The sequence below is a fragment of the Pedobacter antarcticus genome (assembly GCF_900103515.1).
Classification (GTDB): domain Bacteria; phylum Bacteroidota; class Bacteroidia; order Sphingobacteriales; family Sphingobacteriaceae; genus Pedobacter; species Pedobacter antarcticus.
This window is the reverse complement of sequence record NZ_FNGZ01000001.1, coordinates 738,257-757,695: the sequence shown is the minus strand read 5'-3', so window position 1 is coordinate 757,695 and position 19,439 is coordinate 738,257. Positions and strand designations below refer to the sequence as shown.

The following is a 19,439-nucleotide window of genomic DNA, read 5'->3' as shown; positions in this document are numbered from 1 at the left end:
GGGCGCTATAATCAGTTTTTGCTCATATTCCAGTGGAAGAACTGTGGGTCAACGTCTGCGCGAGATGTACATTCAGCCCGTTTATGCTAAAATAGAAGTCATTGAATACAATTATGGGAAAAATGGTCAGATCACCGGTTTCTAAAAGCTGTTTCACTTCCGGATCGAAATCGAACCCGCCATCATGTATAATAGAAATCTGCTTTCTCAATTGATGGATGCCTTTTTCCTTGCCCTTTTCGTTAACGATGAAGCGCTGGTCAAAATAGGTTTTCAATTTTCCAAAATCGGGCTCAGTTGCCAATTTTTCTGGGAAGAAATACGCTTTGTACTCAAAAAGGAAAACGGTACTGTCTACCCGTATGTAGCCATCGGGAACATTCTTGCTGCTATCATCGAAGTGCATCACCGCTGGGCCTGGTCTGCCAAGTAGCGATAGTATCGGCTTGAGACAGCGTTTTTCAAGAACATCAGCTACCTGTTGCTATAAGAAACAAAGGCGTTATCAACCAGTTTTTTGTCTTCGGCTTGAGTTCTGTCTGGTGAATAGCTCAAAAAATGGACCGCGGAAGATTTTGTGCTGGGCGAGGTGATTGTCCAGTATCAGGTAATTACCTGTAGATTTCGTCAAAAGTAACCACCATTTTTTCTTCCAAACTGGCCACCAAACCCATTGTTCAGCTTTAGCGAACCTATCTCATTGATAATACGATTTTCGTGATCTGGGATCCAGGGAATTTCAAGTAGCTGCTCTTCTAAACCTCTTTTGCTACGCAAAAGGCTATACCTCATCCGCTTATAAGCAAAATTCTTAACGAGAATCGCACTACATCAGAGCAGCCAACAATCTTTCAATTTTACGCAAGTTTAAGAAGTTGTAAAGCATTTAAAACACAGTGGTTAAACATCAATCCAGAACAATTTCAACGCTTAAAACCCTTTAAAATCAGTCAAATGGTCACTTCTAAGCGAAATTGAGTGGATGCTTTAGCGCGTAATATGTGGCCACTTTGTAGAAAAAAAAGGTGGCTACTTTTTGGATCCCCACCTTGGAGTCAATAGTTTGAATATTCTGTTCTCAGCCTTAACGTGCTTTTCCAGTACCTTAAATCGCCTAAGAGTGCCTTCCGCATAATCTTCCTTTTCTACAAGTGCGGCCATGTTTGTATTATGGATTTTAACGGCCTCCATAATGGTGTGTGTTTTTTCGGCTTTGCCTAAGAATTTGCATTTAACACTATCAGCGGTCATTACAGCTCAGTCTACGTTTAGCTGGCTATGGGCTGCATAAACCTCCGCTTTCATATTTTCCAAATAGGCATTCGAAGTTTTAACATCTTCCTTTGTGCCGATGACTTTTCCAGCTTTTGCATTCCACCGCTCTGGTTCGCAGTTTCTGCTTGTGGATATTTCCGCACGAATCCCGTCCACCGTAATTCTTAAAAAGATAGAGTAAACAGCCACTTTTGTGTAGTTTTTTGGCTTTTTCAAAAAGAAAAGCATGCTAAAATTAGTTTTCATAACGATAACATTAAGGTGAAACAAAAATAGCTTTGCAGTTTCATTCATACAAGATGTTAATCTATTAAACTAGTTGAATATCAATGTTTTAATACGAATTATGGGAGTTTGATATTAAAAAGAACGACGCACCGAATGGTGCACATTTTATATGCGATTTCGTGCATATTTTGATATAACCTGTAAAAACAAAAAACCTGCAATCATTTGATTTGCAGGGTTTTTGTTTTCTTTGATATTGTTTCTTGTGATCCCGCTGGGATTCGAACCCAGGACCACTACATTAAAAGTGTAATGCTCTACCAGCTGAGCTACGGAATCAATCCTTTTTGTGAAGGAGGTGCAAAGATAGAAAAAGATATGTTAAAGTAAAATGTTTAGTGAAATTTTTATTGTTTATTTATCAAAATAATTTACAATTATTTAAATGACAGGTTGTTAGGCTATTGTCTTCGCTCACCGATTTGCTGCCTCCACATGGCTGCATAGAGTCCATTTACCTGAAGAAGGTCGGTGTGGGAGCCTGTTTCTGATATTTTACCTTTTTCTAATACAAAAATTACGTCTGCATGCATAACCGTTGAGAGTCTGTGCGCAATTAGAATCGTAAGCTGTTCCCTGGTCGCAGAGATTTCTCTTATAGTTTGTGTAATATCTTCTTCAGTCAGGGAGTCAAGTGCGGAAGTAGCTTCATCGAAGATGAGTAACCGGGGTTGCCTAAGTAAGGCACGTGCTATAGAGATTCTTTGTTTCTCCCCACCGGACAACTTCATGCCATTCTCACCGAGCGTTGTATTTACGCCGTGTGAAGCTTTAGCAATTAGTGCTGTTGCTGAAGCCTTCCTTAAAGCTTCATGAATTTCTTCGTCTGTAGCACCGGGTTTTACAAAACGCATATTGTCCTTGATGGTGCCGGCGTAAAGCTGGGTATCCTGCGTAACGAATCCGATTTGTCTGCGAAGTGGGTTATATCTGATCTCTGTAGAGCTAACATCGTTAAAATAAATTTTACCACTCACGGGAGGATACAGTCCGATCAGCAATTTCACCAATGTAGATTTTCCGGAACCAGAAGGGCCAACAAAAGCAATGGTTTGACCAGATTGTACACGGAATGAAATATTATCGATAGCGTTGTAACCAGCCGTTTTATGACGGAATACCACCTCGTTAAATTCAAGGCTTTCCAAAGGTCCCAGCTCCACTGAGTTTTCAGGTCTGCGCTCCACTTGTTTGTTCATCAGCCGGTCGAAGTTTTTGATAGAGGCATCTACCTCACGATATTGGAGAATCATATTTCCCAGGTCCTGTAGAGGGACGAAAATCGCTGTAGATATAAACTGCATAGCAATGAGCTCGCCGGTGCTTAATACTTTACGGAAAATGAGCCAGAGCAAAATGAATAAAATCGATTGCTTTAGGACGCTCAGAGTTGCCCCCTGAAGGAAAGATAAGGAACTTACCTTTCTTGCCTTATACATTTCCAGGTTAAATATCTTCCTTGTTTGCTCATTCAGCCTCCTGATTTCCGGAAAAGTAAGCCCCAGGCTTTTTACCAGTTCTATATTTCGCAGACTCTCAGTGATTATTCCTGCCTGGGCATCCGTTTGCCTGTTGATAGAACGCTGTACAGTTTTAATCCGTCGGGACAGTAAGCCAGTCAATGAGCCCAGAACCACCACACCTACGATAAACACTGGAATTAATAGCCCATTTTTATTCAGGCTGTACCAAAGTAAGAAACCCACTCCAACCATGGAGGAAAACAGGACATTGATGAAAGAGTTGACAAAACGCTCCGCATCGGTTTTAACCTTTTGTAATACAGAAAGGGTAGTGCCGCTTCTGTTCTCTTCAAATTCATGAAAGGACAGGCGGAGCGTTTGTTTGAGTCCGTCGTTAAAGATGTGCATTCCGAATCGTGCGACAATCTTTCTGGTAATATATTCCTGGACCGCTTTAAATAGTCGCGAAACGATTGCAATCAGCGCGGCAATACCCAGCCAGTATAAAACCTCGTGTATCAGTTCTTCTTCAGCCAGCCCTTTTGGATTACTTGCATAATCATCTACAATTTTACCAAAGATCAAAGGATCAATCAGGCTGAGCAGCTGCGCAATACCCGCAAGCAGTAGCGCCAGAAAAATGAGGGATCTGTGCGGCCTCAGGTATTTCCATAATGTCTTCATGAATCTTTCCGATTGTTGAAATGAACTTGTAAGAGATACCTAAAACTGAGATAATACAGGCTTGGTCTGCATGATAGATTCGATCTTCTCTATAACCTCGTCATTTATTCTCGGTAATATATCTATTGTCGTCAGATTTTCTTTCAGTTGTTCAGTTTTAGAAGCGCCAAGAATGACAGTGCTTACATTAGGGTTATTCAGACACCAGGCCAGGGAAAGTTTGGCTAAGGGAATATTCAGCTCGTCTGCATATTCCTGTAGTTTTTTAGCTTTATCGAGCTTTTCTTCAGCAAGTACAGACTCTTTCAACCATTCCATACCTTTCATGTCCAGGCGGGTGTCACCAGTACTGCCTTTCGTGTATTTACCGGAGAGCAGACCGGACGCCAATGGAGACCAGATAGTTGTACCCAGACCATGGTTGTTAAATAGATGCAGATATTCGTTCTCCACTTTTTTGCGTTCCAGTAAGTTATATTGAGGTTGTTCCATTGTTGGGCCAATCAGGTTATACTGTTTGGCGACGCTGATAGCCTCCATAATTTCTGCGGCACTCCATTCTGACGTTCCCCAGTAAAGGATTTTACCCTGTTGTAATAAAGTGTTCATCGCAAATACCGTTTCCTCTATAGGGGTGTTTTTATCCGGGCGGTGACAAAAATATAGATCGAGGTAATCTACCTGTAGCCGTCTTAAAGCGGCATTACAGGCTTCAATAACGTGTTTTCTGCTCAGTCCTGTACCATTCGGTCCTTTATTCTCGGCTCCGAAAAACACCTTGCTGGATACTATAAAAGTGTCTCTTTCCCAGCCATGGTTTTTTATAGATTTGCCCATTACGATTTCTGATTTTCCTTCTGCATAGCCTTCAGCATTGTCAAAAAAATTGACTCCGGCATCATAAGCTACACCCATCAATTCATCTGCTGTCTCATCACTAATCTGCTGTCCGAAAGTCAGCCAGCTACCAAGAGATAATGCACTAACTTGTAATCCCGATTTTCCTAGTCTTCTGTATTCCATTTTCTAATTATTCTTTGTAAATTATTTGTATAAATAAATCATACCCGTATAAAACAGTCGGATTGCAGAATAAGTTTTTTTGACAGATGTTTTAACTGCGATGAAGCTTTTAGTATTGTTATGGTTTCGTTAAGGTTAATTCCGGAATTTGTCCGCCCTTTCTTCGGATTTCCTTCGGACTTCCTTCGGTTGGCCGCGAAAAAAGTCGGAAGGAAATTGGGGTGAAATCCGGACTTATGGTTGGCATGAATTAAACAGTGGTTAATAAATGCCGGATTAAATGTCTTTTTAGTTTATTTTTGGGATGCCAGTGTTATCGCGATGTAATTTTTGTGAAACGAAACACATGCTGTATATTTTAAATTCCTAATTTGTAGCCCAATTATGATTAACGCGTTCATCAGTATCGGGAATATATTTAACCGGCTATTAGTCAGGGAGAAGAATCCAATTAATCAGGCCCGTATAAAAATGCTTGCCTATATACTGGTTTTGTATACAATATTCACAGCTACCTTAATTGTAGCCTATATCCTGGGAGGAGAAACACTACATCTGATTCGGGTTAGTATAATTTTCGCCGCAAGTCCTTTACTTATTGCGATTGCCTATTATACCTACGCTTGGAAAATAGTATCCCATATCGTTCTTGGCCTCATTACACTCGCAATATGGAGCAATCTGACTATTTATGTACAGGGGGTTAATATAGAAACGCTCCAGTTTATCTGGCTGGCCTGCGTATTGGGCTTTTATATGCATGGTTTAAAGTGGGGATGGTTTTATGCAGTTATTAATATACTTCCAGTTTTATTATATACCGCTACCGATTATAAAACTTATTTTTATTTAACTTCAGGGCCCCATGAGGTAAGCCAGTTAACTTATCTTTTTGTTATTACTTATAATTTCTTTCTGATCCTTTTTCTTCATCATTATTTTTTTCAGGCTTTTAATCAGAATTTTATTACGCTTACGGAAACAAAAAATGAGCTGAAGGAGCTTAATGAAAAATTGAAAAACACGTTGTATGAGGTTGGTAAATTATCAAATGCAAGAATGGACTTCCTATCGACGATGTCTCATGAACTTAGAACGCCATTAAATGGAGTAATAGGTATTTCTAATGCCCTACTGCTGCAAAGCCCCCGGGAAGACCAAAAGGAGAATATAGCGGTGCTTAAATTTTCTGCAGAGAACCTGCTCTCACTTATTAATGATATTCTTGACTTTAACAAATTTGAATCCGGTAAGGTAGAGCTGGAAAATATTCCATTTGACCTGGTTGTTCTTATTAAAAACAATATCCTGAGTATCAAACCCAGAGCACAGGAGAAAATGTTAGATCTAAATCTGATCTACCCTGAAGAACTCGGACAGATCCGTGTAATCAGTGACCCTACGAGATTAACCCAGGTCTTATTAAACTTATTAAATAATGCAGTTAAATTCACAGAGAAAGGGACCGTTGAGTTAGCTCTTGTTATCATAAATCAGGTTGATGGGGAGGTCTCTGTACGTTTTAAAGTTACCGATACAGGTATTGGTATAGCTGCCGAGAAACAACAGGAAATTTTCGAACCGTTTATACAGGCCAGTTCCACTACAAATCGTTATTTCGGCGGTACCGGACTTGGACTGCCGATCGTAAAAAAAGTTCTGACCATGTTTAATACCAGTATTCAGATTAATAGTACGCCAGATAAGGGCACGCAGTTTTATTTTGATATTGACTTTATTTCTCAACCTGCGAGCAAATTTGTTTTGCCCGAGCATACGGTGTCAGGGGAGGAACTTGCTGGTCTTAAGGTACTTGTTGTAGAGGATAATCCGGTTAATGTATTGGTGATCAGAAAAACACTAGAACAGTGGCGTATCCAGCCAGTCATTGCAGAAAATGGGTTGATTGCCTTGAAATTATTGGAAACAATGGATTTTGATATTGTTTTAATGGATTTATATATGCCAGAGATGGATGGTTATGAGGCGACCACCTGCATCCGTAGTTTAAAGGATCCTATCAAATCTGCTGTGCCAATTATAGCCTTAACTGCGAGTTCAAATATAGATATTACAGATAAAGTCATTCAGGCAGGTATGAATGATTATCTGTCAAAGCCTTTTAATCCAGATCATTTATATCAGAAACTAACTCGGTTAATTAGGCCGAAGGGAACAGTTAAAATTCCTCTTCCAGATAAATCTCATGGACTAGAAACTTCACTTTAGCCAGTGGCTCGAGTAACTCGGTGATTTCTTCTGAATCTATAGGGTATATAGTTTCCTCAGAGTCAGGGATTTCAGAATCAGGGATCAGCTCGAAAAACTGCACCGGCAGACTACTCTGCAGTTCAACCAGTTTAATGTATTTCACGCCATTACTAATCCAGTCTTTTAAGATTTGATGGTTAAATTGCTGATATGGATTTCTTTCCTGGGACATAACACTGAATGGTTTAAGAGGGGGTAAAGCTAAATATTTTCCTGCTAACAGTGGTTCTTCAACAATCTTTTGTCTAATCCGGTATATTCGGGTAGCTTTATTATAAGTCAACAAAAATACCGGATCATGAAAATTCTAGTTATAGAAGATGAAAAGCCTTTGCAGGAGAGTATTAGCAGTTACTTTCAGGAAGACGGTTCTCGGTGCGAAGTTGCTTCGACATTTCGGGAGGCATCTGAAAAAATAGGATTATATCAATACGACTGTATACTTCTTGATCTTGGTCTGCCTGACGGCGACGGGCTAAAGTTATTGCAGGAAATTAAATCTCTAAAGAGAAAAGAAGGAGTGTTGATCATTTCTGCGAGACATTCTTTAGATGATAAGCTGGAAGGACTGGATATGGGGGCAGATGATTATTTGGTAAAACCCTTTCATCTTTCTGAGCTCCGTGCAAGAGTGGCGGCTATAGTTCGCCGTAAGAAATTTGATGGTCAGCAGCAGATCGTTTTTCAGGAAATTCAGATTGAACTGAGTTCTATGCGTGTTCTGGTGCATGGAATGCCTGTCATCTTAACCAAAAAAGAATATGATTTGCTAATCTATTTCATTTCTAATCAAGGAAAAGTTGTGACCAAAAATGCAATTGCAGAACATTTATGGGGAGATGATATGGACCTGGCAGATGATTACGATTTTATCTACAGTCATATTAAGAACCTTAGGAGAAAATTAACTGCTGCAGGCGCTATAGAATACATACACTCGATATATGGGATAGGTTATAAATTTGGAATCTTATGAAACTTTCCAGTCGGTATAATCGCGTCAATCTCGTTATTTCATTGTTGGTTTTACTGCTTACTGGAATAATCTACTATTTTTTGATCCATCTGATTTTAAATGCCAAGCTTGATAAAGATTTGGAAGTAGAAGAAGAGGAAATTATACGGTATGCAGCAATTTACAAGAAATTGCCTCTGCCCGGAAACTATCTTGATCAACAGGTGTCTTTCAAGGAGCTACATCCTGCTGACACTGGCATCAGAGAATTTAAAAACACGATTTACAAAAATGAGCCTGAACATGTTGTTGAGCCCGGCAGGGGGCTGGTTACCAGTTTGGATCTTAACGGCAAGACCTACGAAGTGACTATTATTAAATCCAGGCTGGAGTCCGAGGGGTTGGTAAGAATGATCCTGCTGATTACATTGGCAGTGACTGGATTGTTGTTATTTACTCTTTTTGTTATCAACAGATTTATATTGAGTCAGTTATGGAAACCTTTTTATGCAGTTCTTGATCAGATGAAGAGTTTCAATCTTGTTAAATCTCATCAGCTTCAGTTTAAAAAAGGCGAAGTAGATGAATTTGACGAACTTTTTGATTCTGCTAATCTGATGGCGTTACGTGTTCAGCAGGATTATAAAGAATTGAAGAACTTTACAGATAGTGCAGCTCATGAAATGATGACACCGCTGGCTATTATCAGATCTAAACTGGATACACTTTTACAAACAGGCGAATTTAATGATAAGCAGTATGGGTTACTGGACGATGTATATCGTGCAATAAACCGGACGTCTAGACTAAATCAATCCTTGCTTTTACTGACAAAGATTGAAAATAAACAACTTCCTGAAAGTAAAATTTATCCTATGCATGACCTCTTGCAGGAAAAAGCGCGGCAGTTTGAGGAACTTTTCGAGAAGAAAAATCTCAGGCTCGATCTGGACATTAATCCCACATCTCTTGTCATGAGCCGTTATCTTGCCGATATATTTTTTAATAATTTATTGAGTAATGCAGTCAGGCACAATTATCAGGGTGGACGTGTATGGGTAAAGTCTTCAGGTGATTTCATTCTTGTCGGTAATACGGGTAGGTCTGAAGAGCTTGATGAGAAGCACTTCCAAAGATTTTATAAAGCTGCAGATTCTGAGGGAACTGGTTTGGGGCTGGCTATCTGTCTTGAGATCAGTGTACAGTACGGCTATAAGTTTACTTACGAGATGATTGAGGGAAATCATACTTTTAAGTTATTCAATCCAGCATCTCTATAAATCTTATACTTTGTTGCCGGTTCTGCTTTTGGGTTCTTGTGTCATTGTAAACAGAAACAGCTGGTTTTTTGTTATTACTTTTTAAGACCCAGCTATGCAGAATCAAAAGAAGAAGATTAAAAGAACGGCGGTTCTTCTAAGTATCTTATCAAAATACGGTTTTGAAGAATTAATGGTTAGAACTAATTTTAGGCATCATTTCACTGTGGAGCCTCCTGCTGGTTCTGGCTTGGATTCTCAAGTGCCTTCTTTAAATGTTTATGAACGGATACGAATCGTCCTGGAAGAGCTAGGCCCCACATATATTAAATTTGGACAGGCTTTTAGTGACCGGGAAGACCTTTTGCCGGCAGAGCTAATTACAGAACTGAAGAAACTGCAAGACAAGGTCAAACCAGAAGAGTTGGACGTGAAGCAATGGGTCGCAGATGAACTGAATATTATACCGGAAGATTATTTTAGTGATATTGACCCTGTTCCTATTGCCTCTGCGTCAATTTCACAGGTTTATACCGCAGTACTGATTACAGGAGAGAAGGTTATTATTAAGGTCAAAAGGCCGGGTATCCGGGAAATCGTAGAAGCTGATCTGTTGATTATGAAAGATTTCGCGCGATTACTTGTAAATTATAATGAGAGTTTCAGAAAAATAAATCTGGTGCAGGTATTGGAAGCTTTTGAAAAAGCTATCATTAACGAACTATCATTTTTGCGCGAAGAATCGAATATGGTACAATTTGCCAGAAATTTTAAAGGCCACCAAAAGCTTCATCCCGTGCTGCCTTATCCGGAGTTATCGAATGATAATATCTTGTGTATGGAGTATATACACGGATTAAAAATCACAGACCGGGATGCACTGGTGAAAGAAGGATTTGATCCAAAAGAAATTGCGGCGACCGGATTGGATTTGTACCTGACTCAGATAATGGAGCATGGATTTTTTCATGCCGATCCACACGCTGGAAATCTATTCGTATTGCCTTCGGCCCAAATTGCATTTATAGATTTCGGTTCGATGGGAAGTATGATGCCTTCGGATAAAGAATTGCTTGAAAATTTTATCGCTCATTTCATGGCAAGGGATGCGAAAAGATTAATCCCTACGATTAAAAGGATGGCTGTTCGCTTTAATATCACCGATGAGAAAAAGTTAGAGCGTGACATCCATGGAGTTTTTGAGTTGCTCAGTGGAAATTCCCTGGCCAATATAGACGTGAAAGTAATTCTCAAAAGCTTCTCCGCAGTTCTGAATGATAATGAGATCCTGATGCCCGAGCATATTTACCTTCTGGTACGCGGAATTGTCTTGATTGAAGGAATAGGACGTAAGCTTGATCCTGAAATGAATATAGTGGAAAGTATGCGTCCCTATGTGGCTAAGATTATCAAAAAAAGATTAAGTCCGGAATATTTGATTGACAAGGGGATGGAGACATTGCGCACTTTTGGTGAAGGCCTGACAGAAATCCCTGAGAATCTGAAAAATATTGTAAACAAACTGGATAGTGGTGAGTTGAAGATAGTGCAGGAGATCAGAGATTTTCCAGCATTTAAGAATGCTGTAGTTAATGGTTTCAGTAAGCTTTCGTATGCATTGATCATTACTGGTTTTGCAATTGCCTCATCATTAATTATACAGGCAGATAAAGGTCCGAAAATTTGGGAGATTCCAATTCTGGGCTTTGCAGGTATCTTGATTTCTGGTATTATGGGCTTAATATTCTTAATTTCATTCTGGAAAAAAGACAGTTAAATGTGCATTGATTTGGCATTGGGGCCTTAATCGTATTCCAGCTGCCTGGTCTGCTTTGTATGTTGAATAAAATAGACTGAAATTAAGAAGAGTAAAATGCAGCAGCTTAACGGGACTGTCGAGATTAACGTTACATGCATCCAGGTCTCCACGGTGGAATATGTACTCCAGCTGGCCACGCGGGTTTCGAATTCTACATAATTAACGGCATACCAATATATAACCAGGGCACCCGCATAGATGAAGGACTGCCTGCGTTTTGTAATTTTATTATTCTCAGCAAAGTAAAAAACTGAACTGATGATAACCACTGCATAAAGACACAAATACTCTATATAGGAAAGAGGAGACTGGTTCATATCAACCCCTGAAGGGTTATCCGGGGCGGCCCACAGTACTTCAATAAATGTAGTGGAGACGGCAGCCAGATTGAGTAACAGTAGTTTTTTTAGCATGAATAGGTTCAGGATGCTTCTCAACCAAAATCATGCCTTTTTATAAAATTGGCTGATTTGTCAGTTTGTCTGAAATGCTGTTTTAAATAAAGTGTTGCGTAAATTTGATTTATCAGTTTAAATAATAAGCGAAGAATTTAGAAAAGTTATAAAATATGAAAAACCTGAAAATAGGCTGGGTAGGCCTGGGAAATATGGGAAATGTCATGGCGGCAAATATTCTTAAAGCGGGGTACGAATTACATGTTTTTAACCGCAGCAGGGGAAAAGAAAATGAACTTGTTTCTGCTGGCGCGGTTTCGGCGGCCGGATTAGAAGAATTGGCCCGGGATTGCGATATTGTGTTTACGATGTTAGCGGATGATAACGCAGTTAAATCTGTATATGAAGATGGGCTGCTTTCAGGTATCGGGCAAGGAAAACTACTGATTGATATGAGTACAGTAGCTCCGGCCACTTCTGTTTATCTGGCTGGATTGTGCCAAAGCCATGCAGTAAGTTTTCTGGATGCTCCGGTATCAGGTAGCGTGCAACCAGCCACTGAGGGTACTTTAATTATTATGGTAGGTGGAGAGTCTGAAGATTATCAGCAGGCCTTACCTTTATTTGAGGTGTTAGGGAAACTTTCTTTACATCTTGGTGGGCATGGGGCTGGCAGTTCTGCTAAAGTGGCAATTAACTACTTGTTGGCTGTCCAGACGCAAGCCCTGGCAGAGACAGTGCTATTCGCCCAGCGTAATGGTATTGATAAGGAGCGTATGCTTCAGATCGTTAACGAGGGGGCGTGTGGCAACAAGATGTCGCAATTAAAAACACCCTCTATAATTAAGGGTGAGTTCCCTGCTGCCTTTGCGCTGAAGTATATTGTAAAGGATCTCAAACTTGCCAAACAAGCAGGTCTTGATTCACCGCTTGCAAATCCGGTACTGGATACTTTTTCCGCTGCGATGCAGTCGGGTTTGGGTAATGAAGATCTGATGGCTGTTGTAAAATATCTGGATAACAAAAAATAAATTTTACATTTCGCTTTCGCCCGTTAATTCAGAATTAATCCAGAATTGAGTTCTACTATTGCATAAAAGACCATCTTTATGTTTAATAGACTAATGAAAGGTAGATATAGCGTATTATTTGCGTTTATAGTTACCTTTTTACTGGTGTCATTTCTAGTGCGTACCGGATTACTGGTAGTTTCTGTCTCCAAAGCAAGTTTCAGCTTAACGGATATATTGCATTTGTACCTTCTGGGTTTTGTGTATGATTTTGGCGTTTCGCTATTTTTAACGCTGTTTTATAATCTTTATCTTCTATTTTTACCTGTGAGGTGGAATAATAGCAGAGGAAATAAAACGATAACTTACATTTTTATCTTCCTGTTATTACTCATCTCTTTCTTTTCTTTTTTTGCTGAACTCACCTTTTGGCAGGAGTTTGAAAGCCGATTTAATTTTATTGCTGTAGATTATCTCATTTATACTTATGAAGTTATCCATAATATCAATGAATCTTACCCGCTGCCTTTACTTTTCTCTGGCGTATTGCTGTTGGTGGCAGTGGTCTTATTTGTCTTTTCGGGAAAGCAGGTTTTTAGAAATTCTTTTCAATCAGTTATGCCATTTAAAAGCAGGCTGGGTATTTCATGTTCGTTATTAGGTATACTCATGCTGTATGTATTGTTTCTGAATAATTCAACGGCCGAATCTGGTGCCAACCGGTATAGTAATGAGCTTTCCAAAGCCGGGATCTATTCTTTCTTTGCAGCATTTAAGAATAATGAGCTGAACTATAATGATTTTTATGCGGTGATACCGGAGGATAAGGCCTATAAATTGATGAAAAATGATTTGCAGGACGGGAAATTTGTAGCTGTTGGCCATACTATTAAGAGGAATATAGCTGGAAATGGAATCCTTTACAAGCCAAATGTGATTATGATAACAGTGGAGAGTCTAAGCGCTGATTTCATGAAACATTTCGGAAATAATCAAAATCTCATGCCGGTTGTTGATGCACTTGCAGACAGCAATTTGCTCTTTACAAATATGCTGGCTACAGGGACACGGACGGTAAGGGGCATGGAAGCTCTTACACTTTCTATTCCGCCAACTCCAGGGAATAGTATTGTAAGAAGAGCACATAATGAAAATTTAAACACCGTCGGTGAGATTTTTAAAAATGCGGGTTACAGCCGTACTTTTTACTATGGTGGGGACGGGTACTTTGACAATATGAATGAATATTTCGGAAGTAACGGTTTTGACATTACTGACCGGGGACGAAATATTAAAATGGGTGATTCGTATCTGACTAAACGTACCCTTATTCAGGGCAAACAAGTGCATTTTGAAAATGCCTGGGGAATAAGTGATGAAGATCTGTTTGATGCAGTAATCAGGGGGGCAGACCAAGCTTATAAAACCAGGAAGCCGTTTTATAATTTCGTGATGACAACTTCTAATCATCGTCCTTTTACTTTTCCAGCGGGAAGAATTGATATAGCCGGGGGGAGCAGGGAGGCTGCTGTACGTTATACAGATTATTCAATTGGCAGGTTTCTGAAGCAGTTAGCTGAAAAGCCATGGTATGGAAATACAGTTGTGATAATCGTAGCAGACCATTGTGCCAGCAGTGCAGGTAAAAATGAGATAGATATCAGTAAATATCACATTCCTTGTTTGGTACTCAACCTGCCAGGAAAAAAAAAGCAGGTTATTGATAAACTTTGTTCGCAGATAGATCTTTACCCTACATTATTCAAGCTGTTTGGCTGGAGTTATCAAAGTAATCTTTTTGGTCAGGATGTGCTGGATCCGTCATACTCACCGCGTGCGGTATTTGGTACTTATCAAAAGTTAGCCTATCTTAAAAATGACAGCCTGGTTATTCTGGGGCCGCAGCAGAAAGTCGAAACATTTCTTTACCGGAAGAGCGGAAACGAACAGATACCTCATTCATTGCCCCAGGCTATAACAGACAAGGCTATAGCTTATTATCAGACCGCTTATGATTTATTTAAAACAGGTGGGCTTCGTCAGTAAACTGCACCTTATAAAAGGAGATTAATTAATACACCGGTTAATGCAGCAGACGCAAAACTAACCAATGTACCAACGAGTATATACTCAGTTTTAAGTTGGGTGTTTACTTCTTTTTCACTGAAACGGAGAATAGACTTTGCTGTCATTAGAAAACCAATCGCCGTATATTGTGCCATGAGTACGAATGTGAGAATTAGAATCCGTTCGCAGATACCAATCCATTTTCCGGCATTAGCAAGTCCAAGTTCCTGTTCTTCTGTTTTTGGTATTTCAGCTGGAATACTGTCTTCGATGATTAGCTGTTCCGGAGTTGTATTTCTGGTTTTCTCCCGGCTGATCTGATCTCTCCATTTTTGTGTTGCCTTCCCAATGATAATGCCCAGTGGCCAGCTGACAAAAGTATATCCGGTTGCCACGATCCAGAATAAATCCCTTTTAAATAACTGATGTGTAAACAGTGGAATTTCACCCCAGCGTCCTTCAACAGATAACCAAAGGATAATACTTACAAAAACATGGGCGATCTGATCTGCGATGAAGCTGGTGAAATTATCTTTTCCCGCTTTTGCTTTGATATAATCTATGCATAAATGTGTACTGAAAATGACTGTGGGGATTATCCAGTTATCGTATCTTCCGGATAAGATATAAGCGACTACTGTCGTCACTACGACATGAAGATAAAGCTTGCCCGATTTTCCCTTTTTTAATTCTCTGTCTTTCACCCAGCTGTTGGGCTGAAGAATAAAATCTGTCAACAGGTGTGCAATCAGTAATCTCAGTAACAGCGATATTTCCATTATTTCTGTGTAGCTAAATTTCCAATATAGTTAATGGCAGGTTCAAATTCTTTCCAGCCGGCAGATTTTAATCTGCTGTTTACAGAAGGCTGGGAGAGTGATAATGCAGCTGCAATCTCTTGCTGGGTATGACCGTCAAGCAGCATAAGGATAACCTCTGCCTGCCCGGTAGTCCAGCTGCCGATATATTTATTCATGAAGTTAAGAATAATTTCTATGCCTTTGTTCTTCTCCTGATCATTGGTATGTATGGTCAGATATTCATGTTCTTTCATCTTATCAAAATTTCTTCCTGACAAATGAAATGCTTCCCCGTCTGAACTCAGTACATTTTTCCCCTGATAGGAGATTGCTCCGATGCCTATAGAAATTCTGCTGCTTATGGATATATGAGCCGTAGGATCTGAGTTTGTTTTAAACCAGCAGATTAGTTGGATGCTTTTAATAATTGCTTTAGTCGGGTCGTCAAAAAGTACCTGGTAACTGTCTCCTCTGAACATTTCAGCGTTGCTCTTTTTCTTCGTCCAGTTCTTGATCAGAATTTCTGTACTTTCAACCAATTGCTTTCTCTTTATCGGAGATAATTTAGTGAAATTGATAATGTCTCCGGTAATTACTGCTTGTGTTTCCATCACGGTAAGTTAAATACAACAACAATATAGTGTTTTTAGTCTATATTTTGAATATATAGAGTAATTTATCTATAAATCTATATTATAGTGTTTTTGATCTATACATGATCATTTATATAAACATCATCTTTTGTCTCCCGGTAGCGGAAAAAAAAACAAGAAAAGTCTTTCTACATCGGATTATGTATCCTATATTCGCGCTGTTTATATTAAATCTAAATAAGGATAGAGCCTTAGGAGACATAATTGACAATGCGAACAAATTATAAAATAATATTATGAAAACAATTAAAACCTTATTGGTACTGGCTGTCATGCTGGTTATTTCTAACTCTAGTTATGCGCACGCCCTGTGGATTGAAGCAAATTCAAATGGCCAGAAAGGAAAGAGCCAGGAAGTTAAGATCTTTTATGGTGAATTTGCTACTGGTGAGATCGAACCAGTTAATAAATGGTATTCGGATGTAAAAGAGTTTACATTATGGCTTACAGGTCCCGATCAGAAACGTGAAAAAGTCACTGTTAGCCAAAAAGATGATCACTTTGTAGCGCAGTTCACACCTGAAACAGATGGCGTATATTATCTGACTGTAGTACACGATGCGAAGGAAATTGCGGGTAAAACTAAATATGAATTTTCTTCTGTTGCTGCTGTCAACGTTGGTAAATCGGCTGTATCCGGACACAATCATATCGAAAATTCTTTAAAAGTTATTACTTCTCAAACGCAGGCTAAAGTGTCATCGCCAACGAAAATACAAGTGTTTATGGACGGAGCTCCACAAGCTAAGGGTAAAGTAATCGTGACTTCAGAAAACGGCTGGGCTAAAGAATTCACCGCAAATGAAGCGGGTGAAATAACTTTCTCACCAATTTGGAAAGGGAAATATGTTCTGGAAGCAACTAATTTCAAAAAAGGAGAGGGTGAGCTGCATGGTAACGCCTATGAAAGTACATGGCAGGGTGCAACAACAGTAATGTATGTGCTATAAATATTAATTCAAAGATCCCATGGAAAGAGACGGCAATCTCAAACCATGGGGCTCTCTATTCTGTAAGACAGCTGAAACTGTCGTACAACGCTTTTACAAGCGTCAACTCCTAAATGACATTAAAAGTTATATGCAAATTAAGCAATTATTACTTGTTATATTGTTGATCTTATTTCATAATCAGCAGTTAGTTGCGCAGCAGAATGCAACTCAAAAATTCTCAGGAACGGTAAGCTCGGACGATGGTTTACCTATACCTGGTGCTACTGTTAAAATCGGAGAATATATTCGGGTTACAGATAATAAAGGTGAGTTTTCCTTTGATCAGATCATACCCAAATCTTATACGATTTCTATTGTATATATCGGCTTTAAGCCTATTCGTAAGTCCATAACTATTGGCGAAAAACAAAAAAACAGAATTGAATTTGTAATGGATGCTACCACACATGAACTAAAGAATGTTGACGTAGTGGGCCGGACAAAAGTAACTGAAGTTAACAGGCAGGCTTTCAATGTGACGGCATTAGATGCGACTAAAATGCATAATTCTACCCTGGATATTGCAGGTGCACTCGACAGGGTCGCAGGTGTCCGTGTCAGGGAAACAGGAGGCTTGGGTTCTAACTTTAATCTTTCGCTAAATGGTTTTTCTGGAAACCATATTCGTTTTTTTCTGGATGGTGTACCCATGGATAACTTCGGTTCTTCTTTTCAGATTAATAATATCCCGATTAATATTGCCGAGCGTATAGAGGTTTATAAGGGAGTCGTACCTATGTGGTTAGGTGCAGATGCACTGGGTGGAGCTGTTAACATTGTAACCGGAGACCGCTTTCGTAATTATATAGACGTATCCTATTCTATTGGTTCATTCAATACGCATAGAAGTGTTATTAATGCTGCGGCAACTTCCAAATCTGGATTTACAGTTCAATTAAATGCATTTCAGAATTTTTCTGACAATAATTATAAAGTTACTGTAGATGCGTCTGACATTAATACTGGACAATATTCTCCTGGAACAAGGGTAAAACGCTTTCACGATCAGTACCATAACGAAACTGTAATTGCCAATGTTGGTGTAGTGGACAAATCTTTTGCAGATAAATTATTATTTGGCGTAACGCTCGGGCAAAACTATAAAGAGATTCAGACCGGCGCCAGGATGGTCTCTGTTTTCGGACAATGGCACCGTCGTGGTAATATGATAATGCCTACGTTAAAATACCAGAAAAAGGATCTGATCAAAGGTCTGGATCTGAATTTTAATGCGAATTACAATTTCGGTAAAGAACAAAATATTGATACGGCTTATCGGCGATATGACTGGTTTGGAAATTACAAACAGTATGAGGGTAAAGGTTCTGAAAGAACAAGAACAATGTACAAATATGGTAATAACGCCGGTTTAGCAACAACGATGCTAAACTATAAGCTGAATGACAATCACTCTTTTGCTTTAAGTAACGTGTTTTCTACTTTCGACCGCAAGGGCTCTGATGAGATCAACCCATCCAATAATGCCTATGAGCAGAAGCAGAAAACAAATAAAAACATTTTGGGGCTGGGCTATATGTTTAATACGGCAGACCATTGGAGTTTAAATCTTTTCAGTAAATATATTATTCAGAATTCCATTGTAGGGCAGCAAAATTTGAATCAGACAACTACTCAAAGCCAATTTGGCTATGGATTGGCGACCAGCTATAATTTCAATAGAAATCTTCAACTGAAAGCATCTTATGAAAAAGCAAACAGGATGCCTGAAGCTACTGAGATATTCGGAGATGTAGAAAATTTTGAAGGAAATTCGAATCTGAAGCCAGAAGTTAGTGACAATGTAAATGTTGGTTTAATGTACTCATTTTCATTGCAGGATGTCAACAGATTCTCCATATCAGCAAATGCGATTTATAGGAATGCAAGCAACTTTATCTATTACCAGTTTAACCAGAACCAGAGCAAATTAGTTGCTGGCAACAGAGACGGGGTAACCAATTTTGGTGGCGATATAGAGGCCCGGTATTCTTTTAAAGACTGGCTTACAGCCGGTGTAAATGTAACCTATCAGAATATTATAAATCAACAGGAATATGAGGGAAATCCTCCGGTTTTAAGTCCTGTTTATAAGGACAGAATGCCTAATATTCCTTTCTTATATGGAAATGGTGACGTTGCTTTTTCATTTAAAAATGTAGGCAAAAAGGGCAATAACCTAAGTTTTGGGTACAATTTGCTTTACGTACATGCCTTTTATTTATACTGGCCCAGCAGAGGTACATCTGGTGATAAATATGGTATCCCTAAGCAATTATCACATGATGTCAATTTGCTTTACAGCTTAAAAAATGGGCGTTATAACATTTCAGCTGAATGTAAGAACCTCAATGATGCCCTGCTTTATGATAATTTCAGTTTACAGAAACCAAGCAGAGCATTCTACCTCAAATTAAGATACTTCATTAACAAGACTGCCTAATAAACAACGGTCTCAAGACCAATACAAATCTCATCAAACACCATA

General features: G+C 39.2%; 16 protein-coding genes and 1 tRNA gene. 8 read left to right on the top strand and 9 right to left on the bottom strand.

Annotated elements, in window-relative coordinates; genetic code table 11:
* Positions 1-22: 22 nt before the first annotated feature.
* From BLR53_RS03200 to BLR53_RS03175, 5 genes are all read right to left on the bottom strand, one after another.
* Positions 23-406, bottom strand: a complete 384-nt coding sequence (locus BLR53_RS03200; protein WP_074587093.1) for a hypothetical protein — start codon at positions 404-406, stop codon at positions 23-25.
* Positions 407-1,257: 851 nt separating this feature from the next.
* On the bottom strand, positions 1,258-1,521 hold the full coding sequence (locus tag BLR53_RS03190; protein WP_176763507.1) for an Arm DNA-binding domain-containing protein: 264 nt from the start codon (positions 1,519-1,521) through the stop codon (positions 1,258-1,260).
* A 248-nt stretch (positions 1,522-1,769) separates the two neighbouring features.
* Positions 1,770-1,842 (bottom strand) — tRNA-Lys (locus BLR53_RS03185).
* 122 nt (positions 1,843-1,964) lie between these two features.
* Complete coding sequence (locus BLR53_RS03180; RefSeq protein ID WP_074587082.1) at positions 1,965-3,710, bottom strand: ABC transporter ATP-binding protein; 1,746 nt, start codon at positions 3,708-3,710, stop codon at positions 1,965-1,967.
* A 39-nt stretch (positions 3,711-3,749) separates the two neighbouring features.
* Positions 3,750-4,733, bottom strand: coding sequence for a potassium channel beta subunit family protein (locus BLR53_RS03175; RefSeq protein ID WP_074587079.1), 984 nt, complete (start codon positions 4,731-4,733; stop codon positions 3,750-3,752).
* A gap of 384 nt (positions 4,734-5,117) precedes the next feature.
* On the opposite strand from BLR53_RS03175, the gene BLR53_RS03170 reads away from it, so the two are divergent.
* A complete protein-coding gene (locus BLR53_RS03170) occupies positions 5,118-6,962 on the top strand; it encodes a response regulator (protein WP_074587075.1) in 1,845 nt (614 codons plus the stop codon).
* On the opposite strand, the gene BLR53_RS03165 is transcribed toward BLR53_RS03170, so the two are convergent.
* Positions 6,913-7,176 carry a hypothetical protein gene (locus BLR53_RS03165; RefSeq protein ID WP_037440162.1) on the bottom strand — a complete coding sequence of 88 codons (264 nt, stop codon included), beginning with the start codon at positions 7,174-7,176 and terminating at the stop codon, positions 6,913-6,915. The genes BLR53_RS03170 and BLR53_RS03165 overlap by 50 nt on opposite strands.
* Positions 7,177-7,302: 126 nt before the next feature.
* Here BLR53_RS03165 and BLR53_RS03160 point away from each other — a divergent pair, with 126 nt between their 5' ends.
* From BLR53_RS03160 to BLR53_RS03150, 3 genes are all read left to right on the top strand, one after another.
* Positions 7,303-7,980 (top strand): response regulator transcription factor, encoded by a 678-nt coding sequence (locus BLR53_RS03160; protein WP_074587072.1) that lies wholly within the window; start codon positions 7,303-7,305, stop codon positions 7,978-7,980.
* Positions 7,977-9,239 carry a sensor histidine kinase gene (locus BLR53_RS03155; RefSeq protein WP_074587067.1) on the top strand — a complete coding sequence of 421 codons (1,263 nt, stop codon included), beginning with the start codon at positions 7,977-7,979 and terminating at the stop codon, positions 9,237-9,239. The genes BLR53_RS03160 and BLR53_RS03155 overlap by 4 nt, the downstream gene beginning before the upstream one ends.
* Before the next feature lie 94 nt (positions 9,240-9,333).
* Entirely contained in the window at positions 9,334-10,995 is a 1,662-nt protein-coding gene (locus tag BLR53_RS03150) for an ABC1 kinase family protein (protein ID WP_074587061.1), read from the top strand.
* A 26-nt stretch (positions 10,996-11,021) separates the two neighbouring features.
* Here BLR53_RS03150 and BLR53_RS03145 read toward each other — a convergent pair whose 3' ends face one another.
* Positions 11,022-11,450, bottom strand: a complete 429-nt coding sequence (locus tag BLR53_RS03145) for a hypothetical protein (protein ID WP_074587058.1) — start codon at positions 11,448-11,450, stop codon at positions 11,022-11,024.
* A 155-nt stretch (positions 11,451-11,605) separates the two neighbouring features.
* On the opposite strand from BLR53_RS03145, the gene BLR53_RS03140 reads away from it, so the two are divergent.
* Both BLR53_RS03140 and BLR53_RS03135 read left to right on the top strand, forming a co-directional pair.
* Complete coding sequence (locus tag BLR53_RS03140; RefSeq protein ID WP_083331978.1) at positions 11,606-12,463, top strand: NAD(P)-dependent oxidoreductase; 858 nt, start codon at positions 11,606-11,608, stop codon at positions 12,461-12,463.
* 78 nt (positions 12,464-12,541) lie between these two features.
* Positions 12,542-14,488, top strand: coding sequence for an LTA synthase family protein (locus BLR53_RS03135; RefSeq protein ID WP_074587055.1), 1,947 nt, complete (start codon positions 12,542-12,544; stop codon positions 14,486-14,488).
* 8 nt (positions 14,489-14,496) lie between these two features.
* Here BLR53_RS03135 and BLR53_RS03130 read toward each other — a convergent pair whose 3' ends face one another.
* Both BLR53_RS03130 and BLR53_RS03125 read right to left on the bottom strand, forming a co-directional pair.
* Positions 14,497-15,288 carry a DUF3307 domain-containing protein gene (locus BLR53_RS03130; protein ID WP_074587050.1) on the bottom strand — a complete coding sequence of 264 codons (792 nt, stop codon included), beginning with the start codon at positions 15,286-15,288 and terminating at the stop codon, positions 14,497-14,499.
* Positions 15,288-15,920 carry a helix-turn-helix transcriptional regulator gene (locus tag BLR53_RS03125; protein ID WP_037440120.1) on the bottom strand — a complete coding sequence of 211 codons (633 nt, stop codon included), beginning with the start codon at positions 15,918-15,920 and terminating at the stop codon, positions 15,288-15,290. The genes BLR53_RS03130 and BLR53_RS03125 overlap by 1 nt, the downstream gene beginning before the upstream one ends.
* A gap of 278 nt (positions 15,921-16,198) precedes the next feature.
* On the opposite strand from BLR53_RS03125, the gene BLR53_RS03120 reads away from it, so the two are divergent.
* Both BLR53_RS03120 and BLR53_RS03115 read left to right on the top strand, forming a co-directional pair.
* Positions 16,199-16,912: a DUF4198 domain-containing protein gene (locus tag BLR53_RS03120; RefSeq protein ID WP_074587048.1), complete on the top strand. Its 714-nt coding sequence runs from the start codon at positions 16,199-16,201 to the stop codon at positions 16,910-16,912.
* A 19-nt stretch (positions 16,913-16,931) separates the two neighbouring features.
* Positions 16,932-19,394, top strand: coding sequence for a TonB-dependent receptor (locus BLR53_RS03115; RefSeq protein WP_234797475.1), 2,463 nt, complete (start codon positions 16,932-16,934; stop codon positions 19,392-19,394).
* Positions 19,395-19,439 lie beyond the last annotated feature (45 nt).

Coding starts and splice junctions, on each gene's coding strand:
- BLR53_RS03200 (WP_074587093.1), bottom strand. CDS start 406: ATGCACTTCGATGATAGCAGCAAGAATGTTCCCGATGGCTACATACGG.
- BLR53_RS03190 (WP_176763507.1), bottom strand. CDS start 1,521: ATGAAAACTAATTTTAGCATGCTTTTCTTTTTGAAAAAGCCAAAAAAC.
- BLR53_RS03180 (WP_074587082.1), bottom strand. CDS start 3,710: ATGAAGACATTATGGAAATACCTGAGGCCGCACAGATCCCTCATTTTT.
- BLR53_RS03175 (WP_074587079.1), bottom strand. CDS start 4,733: ATGGAATACAGAAGACTAGGAAAATCGGGATTACAAGTTAGTGCATTA.
- BLR53_RS03170 (WP_074587075.1), top strand. CDS start 5,118: ATGATTAACGCGTTCATCAGTATCGGGAATATATTTAACCGGCTATTA.
- BLR53_RS03165 (WP_037440162.1), bottom strand. CDS start 7,176: ATGTCCCAGGAAAGAAATCCATATCAGCAATTTAACCATCAAATCTTA.
- BLR53_RS03160 (WP_074587072.1), top strand. CDS start 7,303: ATGAAAATTCTAGTTATAGAAGATGAAAAGCCTTTGCAGGAGAGTATT.
- BLR53_RS03155 (WP_074587067.1), top strand. CDS start 7,977: ATGAAACTTTCCAGTCGGTATAATCGCGTCAATCTCGTTATTTCATTG.
- BLR53_RS03150 (WP_074587061.1), top strand. CDS start 9,334: ATGCAGAATCAAAAGAAGAAGATTAAAAGAACGGCGGTTCTTCTAAGT.
- BLR53_RS03145 (WP_074587058.1), bottom strand. CDS start 11,450: ATGCTAAAAAAACTACTGTTACTCAATCTGGCTGCCGTCTCCACTACA.
- BLR53_RS03140 (WP_083331978.1), top strand. CDS start 11,606: ATGAAAAACCTGAAAATAGGCTGGGTAGGCCTGGGAAATATGGGAAAT.
- BLR53_RS03135 (WP_074587055.1), top strand. CDS start 12,542: ATGTTTAATAGACTAATGAAAGGTAGATATAGCGTATTATTTGCGTTT.
- BLR53_RS03130 (WP_074587050.1), bottom strand. CDS start 15,288: ATGGAAATATCGCTGTTACTGAGATTACTGATTGCACACCTGTTGACA.
- BLR53_RS03125 (WP_037440120.1), bottom strand. CDS start 15,920: ATGGAAACACAAGCAGTAATTACCGGAGACATTATCAATTTCACTAAA.
- BLR53_RS03120 (WP_074587048.1), top strand. CDS start 16,199: ATGAAAACAATTAAAACCTTATTGGTACTGGCTGTCATGCTGGTTATT.
- BLR53_RS03115 (WP_234797475.1), top strand. CDS start 16,932: ATGGAAAGAGACGGCAATCTCAAACCATGGGGCTCTCTATTCTGTAAG.